Source organism: Glutamicibacter sp. AGC46 (assembly GCF_053543715.1).
The window spans coordinates 122923-135373 of the sequence record NZ_JBLVOJ010000011.1 but is presented as its reverse complement, the minus strand read 5'-3'; the positions used below and the strand labels follow the sequence as shown (position 1 = coordinate 135373).

General features: G+C 62.0%; 12 protein-coding genes. 3 read left to right on the top strand and 9 right to left on the bottom strand.

Annotated elements, in window-relative coordinates:
- Positions 1 to 53: 53 nt before the first annotated feature.
- Positions 54 to 2384 carry a DEAD/DEAH box helicase gene (locus ACNPM8_RS05730; RefSeq protein WP_133833579.1) on the top strand — a complete coding sequence of 777 codons (2331 nt, stop codon included), beginning with the start codon at positions 54 to 56 and terminating at the stop codon, positions 2382 to 2384.
- Positions 2385 to 2399: 15 nt separating this feature from the next.
- Here ACNPM8_RS05730 and ACNPM8_RS05725 read toward each other — a convergent pair whose 3' ends face one another.
- The 7 genes from ACNPM8_RS05725 to ACNPM8_RS05695 form a co-directional block, all read right to left on the bottom strand.
- Complete coding sequence (locus ACNPM8_RS05725) at positions 2400 to 2795, bottom strand: Rv3654c family TadE-like protein (RefSeq protein WP_133833578.1); 396 nt, start codon at positions 2793 to 2795, stop codon at positions 2400 to 2402.
- Positions 2792 to 3127, bottom strand: a complete 336-nt coding sequence (locus ACNPM8_RS05720) for a TadE family type IV pilus minor pilin (RefSeq protein ID WP_105656969.1) — start codon at positions 3125 to 3127, stop codon at positions 2792 to 2794. Before ACNPM8_RS05720 ends, ACNPM8_RS05725 begins: the two co-directional genes overlap by 4 nt.
- A 3-nt stretch (positions 3128 to 3130) precedes the next feature.
- A complete protein-coding gene (locus tag ACNPM8_RS05715; protein ID WP_105656970.1) occupies positions 3131 to 3313 on the bottom strand; it encodes a DUF4244 domain-containing protein in 183 nt (60 codons plus the stop codon).
- A 126-nt stretch (positions 3314 to 3439) separates the two neighbouring features.
- Positions 3440 to 3976 (bottom strand): type II secretion system F family protein, encoded by a 537-nt coding sequence (locus tag ACNPM8_RS05710; RefSeq protein ID WP_133833577.1) that lies wholly within the window; start codon positions 3974 to 3976, stop codon positions 3440 to 3442.
- Positions 3973 to 4653 carry a type II secretion system F family protein gene (locus tag ACNPM8_RS05705; RefSeq protein ID WP_133833576.1) on the bottom strand — a complete coding sequence of 227 codons (681 nt, stop codon included), beginning with the start codon at positions 4651 to 4653 and terminating at the stop codon, positions 3973 to 3975. Before ACNPM8_RS05705 ends, ACNPM8_RS05710 begins: the two co-directional genes overlap by 4 nt.
- A 3-nt stretch (positions 4654 to 4656) precedes the next feature.
- Entirely contained in the window at positions 4657 to 5898 is a 1242-nt protein-coding gene (locus tag ACNPM8_RS05700) for a TadA family conjugal transfer-associated ATPase (protein ID WP_133833575.1), read from the bottom strand.
- Positions 5895 to 7019 (bottom strand): hypothetical protein, encoded by a 1125-nt coding sequence (locus tag ACNPM8_RS05695; protein WP_448939442.1) that lies wholly within the window; start codon positions 7017 to 7019, stop codon positions 5895 to 5897. The genes ACNPM8_RS05700 and ACNPM8_RS05695 overlap by 4 nt, the downstream gene beginning before the upstream one ends.
- An 87-nt stretch (positions 7020 to 7106) precedes the next feature.
- Here ACNPM8_RS05695 and ACNPM8_RS05690 point away from each other — a divergent pair, with 87 nt between their 5' ends.
- Positions 7107 to 8756: a bifunctional 3'-5' exonuclease/DNA polymerase gene (locus ACNPM8_RS05690; RefSeq protein ID WP_133833573.1), complete on the top strand. Its 1650-nt coding sequence runs from the start codon at positions 7107 to 7109 to the stop codon at positions 8754 to 8756.
- A gap of 6 nt (positions 8757 to 8762) precedes the next feature.
- Here the strand turns inward: ACNPM8_RS05690 and ACNPM8_RS05685 are convergent, their stop codons facing one another.
- Positions 8763 to 9440, bottom strand: a complete 678-nt coding sequence (locus ACNPM8_RS05685; RefSeq protein WP_133833572.1) for an NUDIX hydrolase — start codon at positions 9438 to 9440, stop codon at positions 8763 to 8765.
- The gene (nth, locus tag ACNPM8_RS05680) at positions 9437 to 10231 is read right to left on the bottom strand and encodes an endonuclease III (RefSeq protein WP_105656977.1); all 795 of its coding nucleotides are present in this window, start codon (positions 10229 to 10231) and stop codon (positions 9437 to 9439) included. Before nth ends, ACNPM8_RS05685 begins: the two co-directional genes overlap by 4 nt.
- Positions 10232 to 10434: 203 nt before the next feature.
- Between nth and acs the strand changes: the two genes are divergently transcribed.
- Positions 10435 to 12411 (top strand): acetate--CoA ligase, encoded by a 1977-nt coding sequence (gene acs / locus ACNPM8_RS05675; RefSeq protein ID WP_105656978.1) that lies wholly within the window; start codon positions 10435 to 10437, stop codon positions 12409 to 12411.
- The last annotated feature ends 40 nt before the right edge of the window (positions 12412 to 12451 follow it).

Below are 12451 nucleotides of genomic sequence, written 5' to 3'. Positions count from 1 at the left end.
AAGCACGGCGATAGTCTTTAACTCCAGCAGTTCTCGGTCCGGAAGGCGTCCTCGTGAAGTCAGTGCGTTCTCTCTTAGATCCCTATGACCGGACCAATGATCCCGATGCTGTGGTGCACCGCCGCACCAGGACTGCCAAAGACGAGATCACCAGCCAATGGCCAGCGTGGCTCAGCGCTGAACTAGTTGGGATATTCCAGGGACTGGGCATCCAACAGCCTTGGCTACACCAGGCCCAAGCAGCCAACCTCATCCACGAGGGCCACCACACCATAGTTTCCACCGGTACCGCCTCAGGCAAGTCCATGGCCTACCTGATGCCAAGTCTGGAACAGTTGTACCAGGCGAAGGACAGCGGATTCAACGATGCTGATGCCGGTGCATCGGTGCTTTATATCTGCCCAACCAAAGCACTGGCAGCCGACCAGCTTTCCGCTGTGGAGTCCCTAGGCGTTCCCGGGGTCCGAGCCGCTCCCTACGATGGCGATACCGACCAGGCCACCCGTGCTTGGGTACGCCAGCACGCCAACTTCGTCTTCACCAACCCAGATATGCTGCACCGCGGCATCCTGCCCAACCATCCGGCCTGGTCCAGATTCTTCAAGCGCCTTCGCTACATCATTATCGACGAGGCCCATTCCTACCGTGGGGTCTTTGGCGCACACGTAGCCAACCTGATGCGCCGGTTGCGTCGCATTTGCGCCTATTACGGCAGCTGCCCGGTCTTCATCGGTGCGTCCGCGACGAGCTCAGACCCCGAAGCATCCTTCGGGCGTCTCATTGGGGCGCCAGCTCAGGCGGTGACCAACGATTTCTCCGCCAGCGGTGAACTGGTGATGGCCTTGTGGGAACCTCCGATGAGTGATCACCGCGGTGAAAACGGTGCGCCGGTACGGCGTACCGCCATCGCCGAGAGCGCTTCGATCCTCACCGATCTGATGGCTGATCATATTCGAACCATTGTCTTCATCAAGTCCCGCCGCGGTGCTGAAACAATCGCAACGCTCACCCGCAAGCATCTGGAAAAATTTGCACCGGATCTATCCGTCCGGCTTGCAGCGTACCGCTCGGGCTACTTGCCTAATGAACGCCGTGAGGTGGAAAAGCAATTGCGCAGTGGCGAGCTGCTGGGTGTCACCTCAACTTCGGCGCTGGAACTGGGTATCGATATTGCGGGGCTGGACGCGGTAGTGGTGGCTGGGTGGCCAGGCACCCGCGCATCGTTCTTCCAGCAAATCGGCCGTGCCGGACGTTCGGGCCAGGATGCGCTGGCGATCTTTGTCGCAGCTGAAGATCCGTTGGACACCTACCTGGCACATCATCCCGAAGCCATCTTCGATTTGGGTGTCGAAGCGACAGTCTTTGATCCGCAGAATAAGTATGTGCTTAGCGGCCACCTCTGCGCCGCCGCGCAAGAATCTCCCCTGCGCCCGGAGGAGTTGGAAATTTTCGGTCCGCAGACCGAACAGCTTCTGGATTCGCTGGTGCAACGCGGCTACTTGCGCCGGCGCCCGGCTGGATGGTTCTGGACGCATCCGCAACATGCGGCAGGGATGTTCTCCATTCGGGCCGATGGCGGTGGACCAGTGGACATCATCGATGCGGAAACCGGCGCTCTGCTAGGCACGATGGATTCCCCGCAAACGCATTATCAGGCGCATCCCGGGGCCATCTACGTCCATCAGGGTGCCAGCTACCATGTGGAAGAACTTGATGAGCAGAACCACGTGGTGATCGTGACTCGGGTGAATCCTGATTACTACACCACGGCGCGTGATCTCACCACGGTTGCCATTGATTCCGAGGAACGCAGCCGTAACCACCGAGAACTGACGATTCATTTCGGTGAAGTCACTGTGACCACCCAGGTCGTGTCTTTCCAGCGGAAGTCGGTGGCTTCTAATGAAGTGCTGTCCGAAGAACCGTTGGAGCTTGAAGCCCGGGATCTGAATACCAAGTCCATTTGGTTCACCCTGACCGAGCAGCGATTGCTTCGAGCTGGTTTGGAGGTAGATCAGTTCCCCGGAGCCTTGCATGCTGCCGAGCATGCCATGATCGGGTTGCTGCCGCTGGTTGCTACCAGCGACCGTTGGGATATCGGCGGAGTATCCACTGCGCTACACATGGATACCGGCCATCCGACAATTTTCGTCTATGACGCGCAGCCTGGCGGTGCTGGATTCGCCGAGCGTGGTTTCGAGCGCTTCACCGATTGGATCCGGGCCACCCGGGATGCCATCGAGGCCTGCGAATGCCAGCACGGCTGCCCAAGCTGCGTGCAGTCCCCCAAGTGCGGTAACCGCAATAATCCATTGGACAAGGCTGGAGCGATCTTGCTGTTGACGGCCGTGCTTGACGACGTGGAGCCAGCGCACCACCGCTAACCGCTTCCGCCATGCTCACCGCCCCGGTGCATCCAGTGGCGGTGCTCCCGCCCGTGCCTGGGCTTCGGCCAGATACAGTTCTATGCCCAGGGCACGGAATCCGACAGGAACGTTAGTCGTAACGCGCACCGACTGGCCGTCGGGTTCCACCGTGCATGCTGCCAGCAGTGCACCGTTGGATTCGGCCAACAACGCCGCAACTGTGCAGGGGTCCCCGGGGCGCAACCCGCGGGCCGTATCCGCAGCAGCCAGCGCCGACAGATCGGCGGCGCTGGCAGCCTGCATCGCGGCTCGGGTTGCTGCAACCCATGCTAAAACGGCACCGGCAATTAGCAGTGCAACAACCACGAGCGCTGTTGCCATGACCGTTCCGCTACCCTGTTCGCTTCGAAGGCTCCGCCGCTTTTTCATTCGACGGCCACACTGGCTTGTCCATGGATTTGAAGGCTGCCAACGATTGGAAGGCTCACCGATTTGCTGACGTGAACCTGCCAGTAGCCGTTGGCTGTTGAGAGCGAGAAACGGGCTTGGCTTCCTGCCAGCCTCACGCCGCTGGCGCGAGCGGTTGCATCGTCCTCGCCGCGGGCCAATTCCCTGGCCATGGCACCGGCTGCCTGCTGAACTTGGATCTGCTGGATCCCGACGACACCCAAGCACAAACCCAAGGACAGCATCATGGCAACCGCGGGTAGCAGCACCGCAAATTCGGCGGTACTGCTACCCGATTCGTCGCTGAAGCTCATGGCCTACAGCGACAGCGCTTTAGTAATCAGGCCCATCAGCATGCCACGTACGTCGCCGCTGGACAGGATGCTGATCAGCAAGCCGGCAAAAGCCACGGCAGCCAGCGTGACCATAGCAAATTCGGCGGTGGTGGATCCCTGCTCTTCTCGCAGCAGATCCCTGATTTCCCGGAACCGTCGGTTCATTGTGTTGTCCTTTCTAGACTGTCATCCCCGGCGTCGATACCGTGGATGTTGTGCTTCTACCATCGGCGAGCGCCGCGGGCAGCAACATGGGTTTCCTACGATCTGGGCATAACCTTCGGCCGGGGATTACTGGTAGCTGGGGAATAGCGCGATGATCAGTGGAACCACGCCCAGGGCGATGAAAGCCGGCAGTGCGCAGGCCCCTAGAGGCAGTACGAGCCTGGTACCGAATTGTGCTCCGAGGCGCGCGACTTTCTGTGCATGTTCACGGCGTTGCAGAATCGCGGTATTTCGTAGCAGATTGGCTGCCGGCGCTCCGGTCATGTGGGCAAAGTGCAGTGCTTTCCGCAGCGGGTCGAGCCAGGGCGGAACGGCTTCCCAGGCTTTGTCCCACGCCATGTTCATTTCCAAGCAGCGCGCTACGCTGCGCAGCACCGCGCACTGTTCAATGCTGTGACCGAGCAGATCGAGGATCTCGGTGATGGGCATCCCCGAGTCCAACAGGCTGGCGCTCAGATCCAGGATCAGCTCGACAGGTTTTTCATCTTCCTGCCGTCTTTTCCCAAGGCACTGCGGCGCCTTGCCTTCTCGACTTTTCGAGTTGGGCCGTCCTAATGCCAAAGCGATGGAAAGCGCCCCTAGAAGCAGAATCAGAACGATCATGACAGTGCCTGGCTAGTGGTTGCCTGCATGAGCCGCCGGCACCAGATCCGGTTGGCGATCCACAGCAATGCTCCAATGAGCACGCTGAGTTGCGCCGCCCATGATCGGCCTATTGTGCCCAGAACATCAATGCCCACAAGCAGACCGAATCCAAACCCGACTAGTGGAAGCCATGTCAGCAACTTAGTCGTTGCTTTCGGGCCAGCCATAGCCGCCTCGAATGCTTGCTGGGCTACTAGGGCGCATTCGAGGTCTTCGGCTAGCCGTTCCAGCACATCGGCAAGGCTTGCGCCGCTGCGTTCGGAGAGTTCCAGGCACCAGTGCAGTCGTCGCACCGCTGGACCTTGTCCCTGCTCCGCCGGAAGACCGGGTCCGGGAGCGCTGTTGCTTAGCCGATGCGTTGCTTGGAGGTCTTTGAGCGCTCGGATGATGTTCCCGCTGTCGTCCTCGGCCTCCAGCAACGCATCAACTGCGGGATGGAAATCCAATCCGCTTCGGAGCAGCGCCGAGAGTTCACGAATGATGCGGGCATCGGTGCTCAGTACCTGGTCATCGTCCGTGTGGCGTTCCGCCCCGCGATCCCGGAGCCTGCGCAGGGAACCCGCTTTGATTTTGCTTGCCGGGTGCGCGGGGATCCACAGCCACAAGGCCAGTGCGCCAAAGATGAGGATCAGCATTGGTCAACGCTCCTTGGCGTGCTCATCGCCTAGCGCCTTGGCAATGGTGCACGTGAGCGATGGGCCAAATCTGTTCGCCAGGAAGTTGTGCCCGTAGTCGGCCAGCGGTTCGGCGGCGTCCAGGTCTATCAGGCGCCGCATGTGCATCTGGCCATCGCTACCGGTGTCCAGGCATCCAAGGGCCACCGGTCCGCGCTGCCCTTGGCTCCCCCTGTTCATGTGAATGACAAGATCCAAGGCGCTGGAGGCCTGCAACGAAGTCGCCTGCACGCTCCATCCGGCGAGCGCACCCAGCGCCGCCAAGCGGGCCGGAACTGACTGCGGGTTGTTGGCGTGCATGGTGCCTGCGGCTCCCTGATGCCCCGTGTTCATGGCTGCCAGAAAATCGCGTATTTCCTCCCCACGGCATTCGCCAACGACCAGACGGTCAGGGCGCATGCGCAGGGCTTGGACAACCAAATCCTTCAGCTGCACCTGGCCGGCAGATTCGACGTTGGCCGACCGGGTTTGCAAGGACACAACATGCGGGTGCGGTACATGCAGTTCTTGCGAGTCTTCCACGATGACCAGACGGTGCCGCGGATTGGCTTCGGCAAGCATGGCTTGCAGGAGGGTAGTTTTGCCGCTGCCTGTTCCTCCGGTAATCAGGAAGTTCATCTGGCGTTCCACGATGGCTTGAAGCAGCGGTAGCCAGAACCCGTTCGATCCTTCCAGGACGGTGCCCAGTTCGAGCTGGGCACTGCGCTTGACGCGAATCGAGATCAGCGGTCCGGCTGTGGCAATTGGAGGCAGTACAGCGTGGACGCGGTAATTCTTCAAGCTCATGTCCATGAACGGGCTAGCTGAATCGAGCCGTCGGCCCGCAAGGGTTGCAAGATGGACGGCCAGGGTCCGAACCTGCTCTGGGGAAGAAAACCGGAATTCGGTGGGCTGCAGGCCGGCCGGAGAATCCGTCCAGACCATCCCTTGCCCGTCGACCAGGACATCGGTCACCTCGGGCCGCTGTGCGAAAGGCTCGAGGATTGATAATCCTGCCACTTCGTTCTGCAGCGATTCCAGCGATTGTGCGGCACCTTGGGAACCCAGAGCCGCGCCGGAGTCGTGAACGGCTCCTGCCAAGGCAATCGCATCAAGCTGCCCGCCGGTGAGCAATGCGCGTTCACGCACGGATTCAAGGATTTTGGCATCCAGCACAGGCCCGCCCGTTGATGGGTTGGCGTTGTGGCTATGCCGGCCCGGGCTCATGGGTGCTGCTCCTTCATTTGCGGTATCAGGCAGAGGTTGGACAGGTGCTGGCGCAATGCCCGGGATTTGAAACTGTCGTATAATTGGCCGCGCTCGATCGCTTTGCTGATCCGGGGAAAATCGGGGAAGGCACCAAGAATCTGAGGAAAACCCGCAGGGGTGCTGCGTAGTTTCTGTTCCCCGCACAGCACCACTTCCCCAGAGGCTGGCACGGTCAGCGAACTGACAGTGGCGATATTCCGGTCTATGAATTGGTTCAGTGCCAGCCGTTGCGGATGCGGTGCGCGCCCGGCATCCACTACGACCAGATCGAATCCTTGCCGGGCGGCGGCCAGCAGGCGGATCACCAGCTGGTCCTCCAGCTCATGCGTTCTGCTTGCCTGGGACCAGGTCAAGATCGCGGTATCGCGAAGCTTCGGCAGCGTTTCAGCCAGTTGATGAGCAGCAAGCGCGCCACCGGATTGCCGCAATTCTTCCCATCCAATTCCCGTTGGCGGTTGGGTGCAAACCAGCGGCCAAGCGCCCTGGGAATGCGGATCCAGATCAATCATGGCGCTGCGAAGACCACTTAATGTCCCGGCATGCGCCAGCAACAGGGCCAGGGTCGTTGTTCCCAGCCCGCCTGCTGTGGAATGCAGTGCCAGTGTGTGTCCATGCCCTGCCCTCATGGCCCATAGACCCAGGTACTCGCCGAGCCATTGGCTGGCCGAGGGCAAAACTGCCACCCTTGCCTTGGGAATTCTGCTGGCCAAGCTCCACACGATGGCCTCGCCATCTTCCAGACCGACCAGGACATCCACCGGCCGGCTCGTATTTTCGGCTAGTGCTGCCATGTCGCTGCCCCACAGCACCGGCCCAGAACCATCGGCGGGCAGCAGCTGCGGGTCGGTGCATTTGTTGATTCTCACCGCCGCGCCGACCGCGATCACTGCGCATCGCTCAATAATCCGTGCATCGTTGCTCACGATGGTGCAGATCGGTTCATCTTCCGCCGTGTGGTCAGCCGCTGCCGGCCTCCTGGTGCTGTTCGGAGGCGCCTGCGCGAAATCCAGTTCAGTCATCACGAATCGTTGGGTGTCCTTCAGCGGTTTAGCCGATGAGGACACTGATAGCCATTTCATGCATCGAGCGTGGCATCTGCCTAATCATTTGCGTGCCGCTCGCCAACCAACTGGGGATATCGGCCGCTGGCACGGCACAATAGATCCATGAGTGCCATCGCTTTCCTTGCTGCCGATCCTGATGGCTATGCCCTGATCGATCTTCGCGACCAGTATTCTGGCAACTCGCTGCAGCCGGTCGTCTCGGTATCCCGGGATGATTTTGCCGGATTTGTTGCCGAAATCGAAGCACGGCATTCGCCCCGATGGGCCATGCTCCGCACCACCCCGTGGATGCAGCCACTTGTTTCTGCGGGTGTTCATCTGGCCAAGGCCTGCATTCTCTCCTTGGCCCAACGCATCTTGCACCGCTCGCCGCTGAGTGAGGAAAAGCTCGAAGACTTCGATCTTGAACGACCAGTTCAGGCTCACGAAAGGGCCAACCAGGATGCGCTCTTTGCCGCCCCGACCTCCGGCGAATCCCTTTCCGAGCTCGTAGCCATGTACGTTGCCCAGCGCAAGGCGTTGCCGCAGGATCCCAGCACCCGTCAGCGTCTGGAATTATTGATCCACGCCGAATCGGTAGGTGCGTTGATTGCCTGCGAGATGGAAGCGGCCGGTTTGTCGTGGGATGAAGCCGGACACCGCGCCCTGCTGCGCGAGCAATTGGGCGAACGCGTATCCGACTATGGACGGCCGCCGAAACTCGCGGCCAAGGCCCAGCAATTGGCCAAGGCATTAGGCAGTCCCGGGCTCAATCCGGATTCGCCGCAGGAGCTGTTGCGCGCCCTGCATAAGGCCGGTTTCGCGGTGAGCTCGGTGCGGGCCTGGGAACTGGAGCAGATCAAGCATCCATTGATTTCTGAGGTTCTTGAATACAAGAAACTCTCGCGTCTTGCCAGCACCCATGGTGATGCGTGGTTGGATCAATGGGTGAAAGGCGGCCGTTTCCATCCGCATTATGTGCTGGGAACGGTGACTTCAGGACGCTGGGCCGCTTCTGGTGGCGGGGCGCTCCAATTGCCGCATTCCATCCGGCAGGTCGTGCGCACCCGTCCCGGCTCGACGTTTGTGGTGGCCGACGGGAGGCAACTGGAACCTCGAATCCTGGCAGCTATTTCCAATGACCAGCAATTGCAAAAAGCAGGCCAGCAAGATGACCTGTACCAGTGGCTGCTCGATGCCCAGCTCGTGGCTTCCCGAGATGAGGCCAAGCTGGGCATGCTCTCGGTCATCTACGGCGGTGGCGGCGGTGCTTCAGGTGCAGTGGGTGCGGCCCTGACCCGCAGTTTTCCCACCGCCATGCGTTTTGTCGAACAGGCAGCTCTTGCCGGCGAGCAAGGTGAAGGCGTGCGCAGTTTCCTCGGCCGCGGCTGCCCGCCAGCCGATGAGCAGTGGCTGCAGGCGCAGAAAGCTACCAACGATGAAGCATCGCAGCGGGCTGCTGACGGCGCGGCGAGAGCCCGCGGCCGGTTCACCAGGAACTTTGTCGTACAGGCGACCGCCGCGGAGTGGGCTTTGGTGTGGATGGGCCACGCACGGCACCTGATCCATCAGGCCGGGTGGAGCCAGACCTGCCGCCAGGTGTTCTTTGTCCATGACGAAATCGTCTTTGAATGCCCCACCGAATTGGCTGGGCAACTGCAGGAGCTCATCCGGCATGCGGCCATGCTCGCCGGGCGTTCCCTGTTCGGCCAGGCCTCGCCGCGCTTCCCGGTCAGTGTTGCGATCTCCGGGAACTACGCGGATGCGAAGTAGCCGGCTTCAGGCCATGCGCAGTTCACGGCGGTTGTTCCACGGCTGGGTCCAACCCAGCTCGTTGAACAGCCTGTCCAGCACGATCGCGGTGAAGCCCCAGATGATCCGGTCGTCAAAATCGAAGGCCGGGGACTTGAACTTCTGATTGCCGCGCTGCACCACGCCGGTCAGGCGATTCCTCGGCTCCAGCAGGTGCGCCACCGGGGCGCGGAATACGCCGGCGCTTTCGGCCGGGTCAGCCGGATAGACCCTGGATTCGGTATGCCACCAGCCAATCACCGGGGTGACCAGGAAGTTCGAAACCGGCAATTCGGTTTCCCCCAAGGTGCCCAGGACCTCGATCCCGGAGGTGTCCACGCCAGTTTCCTCCCACGCCTCGCGCAAGGCGGCGTCGGCAACGCTCGAATCCTCCTGGTCGATCCCGCCTCCGGGGAAAGCGATCTGGCCCGCGTGCTTGCGCAGGGTCGCGGCGCGCTCCACGAACAGCACGTCCAGATCGCCGGCCCGGGAGTGCGGCTCCAGGGCCGCTTCGCCGGCAGCACCGAACAGGATCAGGACCGCGGCACGGCGCGCAGCACCGAGCTCGATATCGCTCATCACCCATTCGCTGGGCAGTTTCTGCGTTGCCCCGACCTGTGCCGTGTGGCGGGCAATTACTTTTTCCAGTTCCAAGCGCGCGCTCATGCGTCCAATCCGTATCCTTCAGCCCTCAGCTCGCGGCGGGTTGCGCCGGCGATCATTTTCGCCAGCAATTCTTCCCGTCCTGGTGCGAGCTCATACTTGAGCAACGCTGTGGCCTTGGCAGGTATTTCCTCGCCGATGCCGAACGAGGGGCAAAGCTTGGCGATGGCGCAGGCCCCGCAGGCAGGTTTGCGCGAGTGGCAGACGCGGCGGCCATGGAAGACCACGCGGTGGCTGAGCATCGTCCAGTCGCGTTTTTCGAACAGTTCCCCCACCGCGTGCTCGACCTTGACCGGATCGGTTTCATCGGTCCACCCAAAGCGGTTGGCCAGGCGCCCGAAGTGGGTGTCCACGGTGATTCCGGGAACACCGAAGGCATTTCCCAGCACGACGTTGGCGGTTTTGCGTCCCACCCCGGGAAGCTTCACCAGCTCTTCGAGCTTGGCTGGCACTTCTCCGTCAAAGCGTTCAACCAAGGCGGCGGATAGCCCGAGCAGGGAGTCCGTCTTGGCGCGGAAGAAACCGGTGGGGCGGATCAGCTGCTCAAGCTCGCCCCGTTCGGCTTGGCTCATTGCGTGGGCGTCCGGGAAACGGGCGAAGAGCGCTGGAGTGATGGCATTGACCCGCACGTCGGTGGTCTGCGCGGAGAGCACGGTGGCTACCAGCAGTTCGAAGGGGTTCTCGAAGTCCAGTTCGGGCACCGCGTAGGGGTAGGCCTTCGCCAGTTCCCGGTTGATCTTGCGTGCCCGGCGCTTCAGCCCCAGCTCGGTTTCGTTGTCCAATTTCTTCGCCACGCTTTAGATCGTGTCATGAGGGCGTGAAGTTTTCACCCTTGGACACCACCTTGGCGTGCTGTTCATCGCGTGCAGCTAACCGCTCGGCGCACAAATTACCCCATTTCCCCTTTCCCGGTGACACAAAGCACACCGGCCCTGCTGGAGGATGTAACTTTGATCACAGGGAAATATTTGTGACTACGCGGAAGGACGCGAACCCAGTGAGTGATTCGAAAACCTTGGATAACCTGTCGACCGAAACCCGTTCCTTTGCCCCGAGCAAGGACTTCAGCGATCAGGCCATCGCAACGCAGGCCCGCTACGACGCAGCCAAGGCAGACCGCTTGGGCTATTGGGCGGACCAGGCACGCCAGGTACTGACCTGGGACACCGATTTCACTGAAACCTTGGACTGGTCGCAGGCACCGGTGGCCAAGTGGTTCGTCGGCGGCAAGCTCAACGCGGCCTACAACGCGCTGGACCGCCATGTGGAAAACGGCCTGGGCGACCGCGTCGCCATCTACTTCGAAGGCGAGCCGGGCGATACCCGCACCTACACTTACGCGCAGCTGACCGAAGAGGTCAAGAAGGCCGCCAACGCTTTCGAATCCCTGGGCGTGGCCAAGGGCGACCGCGTGGCCGTCTACCTGCCAATGATCCCGGAAGCCGTCATCACCATGTTGGCCTGCGCCCGCATCGGCGCCATCCACTCGGTGGTCTTCGGCGGCTTCTCCGCCGACGCGCTGCGCAGCCGCATCGATGATGCGGACGCCAAGCTCGTGGTCACCGCCGATGGCACCTGGCGCCGCGGCAAGCCGTCCTCGCTGAAGCCGGCAGTCGATGCGGCGCTGGAAGCACCGGGCCACACCGTGGAAAACGTTCTGGTGGTCAAGCGCAACGGCGAGCCCACCGAATTCGGCGCACTGGACAAGTGGTGGGATGACGTCGTCGGCACCGCCGCCACCGAGCACACTGCGGTAGCCCACGACTCCGAGCACCCGTTGTTCGTGCTGTATACCTCGGGCACCACTGGCAAGCCCAAGGGCATTGTGCACACCACCGGCGGCTTCTTGGCCCAGGGCGCCGTGACCCACCGCGACACCTTCGATTTGCACCCGGAAACCGACGTGTACTGGTGCACCGCGGACATCGGCTGGGTGACCGGCCATTCCTACGTCACCTACGCGCCGCTGGTCAACGGCGCCACCCAGGTGATCTACGAGGGCACCCCGGATACCCCGCACCAGGGCCGCTGGTGGGAACTGGTGGAAAAGTACGGCGTCACCATCCTGTACACCGCGCCCACCGCAATCCGCACCTTCATGAAGTGGGGCCGCGAGATCCCCGATGGCTACGACCTGTCCTCGCTGCGCGTGCTGGGTTCGGTGGGCGAACCGATCAACCCGGAAGCATGGATGTGGTACCGCGATGCCATCGGCACCAACAACGGCAAGAACGGCGAGCGCAAGGAACACCCGGCCCCGATCGTGGACACCTGGTGGCAGACCGAAACCGGCGCGCACATGATCGCTCCGCTGCCGGGCGTCACCGCAACCAAGCCGGGTTCGGCCCAGGTGGCCGTGCCGGGCATCGCCATTGACGTGGTGGATGAAGCCGGCGAATCCGTGGCCGACGGCGAGGGCGGCTTCCTCGTCATCCGCGAGCCGTGGCCAGCGATGCTGCGCGGCATCTGGGGCGACATGGAACGCTACAAGGACACCTACTGGTCGCGGTTCGAGAACATGTACTTCGCTGGCGACGGTGCGAAGAAGGACGCCGATGGCGATATCTGGCTGCTGGGCCGCGTGGATGACGTGATGAACGTCTCCGGGCACCGCCTGTCCACCACCGAGATCGAGTCCTCGCTGGTCGCCCACCCATACGTGGCAGAGGCCGCCGTGGTGGGAGCGAAGGACGAGACCACCGGCGAGGCCGTGGTGGCCTTCGTGATCCTGCAAACCGAGCCGGCGGAAGGCGAGGATGTGGTGGCGACCCTGCGCAACCACGTGGGCAAGGACATCGGCCCGATCGCCAAGCCGAAGCATGTGCTGGTGGTTCCGGAACTGCCTAAGACCCGCTCGGGCAAGATCATGCGCCGCCTGCTCAAGGACGTGGCCGAGGGCCGCGAGGTCGGCGATGCCACCACGCTGTCCGATTCAACGGTGATGAGCCAGATCGCGCAGTCCATGGGCAAATAGCCTCAGCACGCCCCAGTGCAGCAAGCCGCCCTTCGTCCAC

What these genes read in the sequence shown, in the direction of transcription:
- ACNPM8_RS05725 (WP_133833578.1), bottom strand. Translation starts at nt 2,795, where the DNA reads ATGAAAAAGCGGCGGAGCCTTCGAAGCGAACAGGGTAGCGGAACGGTC.
- ACNPM8_RS05720 (WP_105656969.1), bottom strand. Translation starts at nt 3,127, where the DNA reads ATGAGCTTCAGCGACGAATCGGGTAGCAGTACCGCCGAATTTGCGGTG.
- ACNPM8_RS05715 (WP_105656970.1), bottom strand. Translation starts at nt 3,313, where the DNA reads ATGAACCGACGGTTCCGGGAAATCAGGGATCTGCTGCGAGAAGAGCAG.
- ACNPM8_RS05710 (WP_133833577.1), bottom strand. Translation starts at nt 3,976, where the DNA reads ATGATCGTTCTGATTCTGCTTCTAGGGGCGCTTTCCATCGCTTTGGCA.
- ACNPM8_RS05705 (WP_133833576.1), bottom strand. Translation starts at nt 4,653, where the DNA reads ATGCTGATCCTCATCTTTGGCGCACTGGCCTTGTGGCTGTGGATCCCC.
- ACNPM8_RS05700 (WP_133833575.1), bottom strand. Translation starts at nt 5,898, where the DNA reads ATGAGCCCGGGCCGGCATAGCCACAACGCCAACCCATCAACGGGCGGG.
- ACNPM8_RS05695 (WP_448939442.1), bottom strand. Translation starts at nt 7,019, where the DNA reads ATGAAATGGCTATCAGTGTCCTCATCGGCTAAACCGCTGAAGGACACC.
- ACNPM8_RS05690 (WP_133833573.1), top strand. Translation starts at nt 7,107, where the DNA reads ATGAGTGCCATCGCTTTCCTTGCTGCCGATCCTGATGGCTATGCCCTG.
- ACNPM8_RS05685 (WP_133833572.1), bottom strand. Translation starts at nt 9,440, where the DNA reads ATGAGCGCGCGCTTGGAACTGGAAAAAGTAATTGCCCGCCACACGGCA.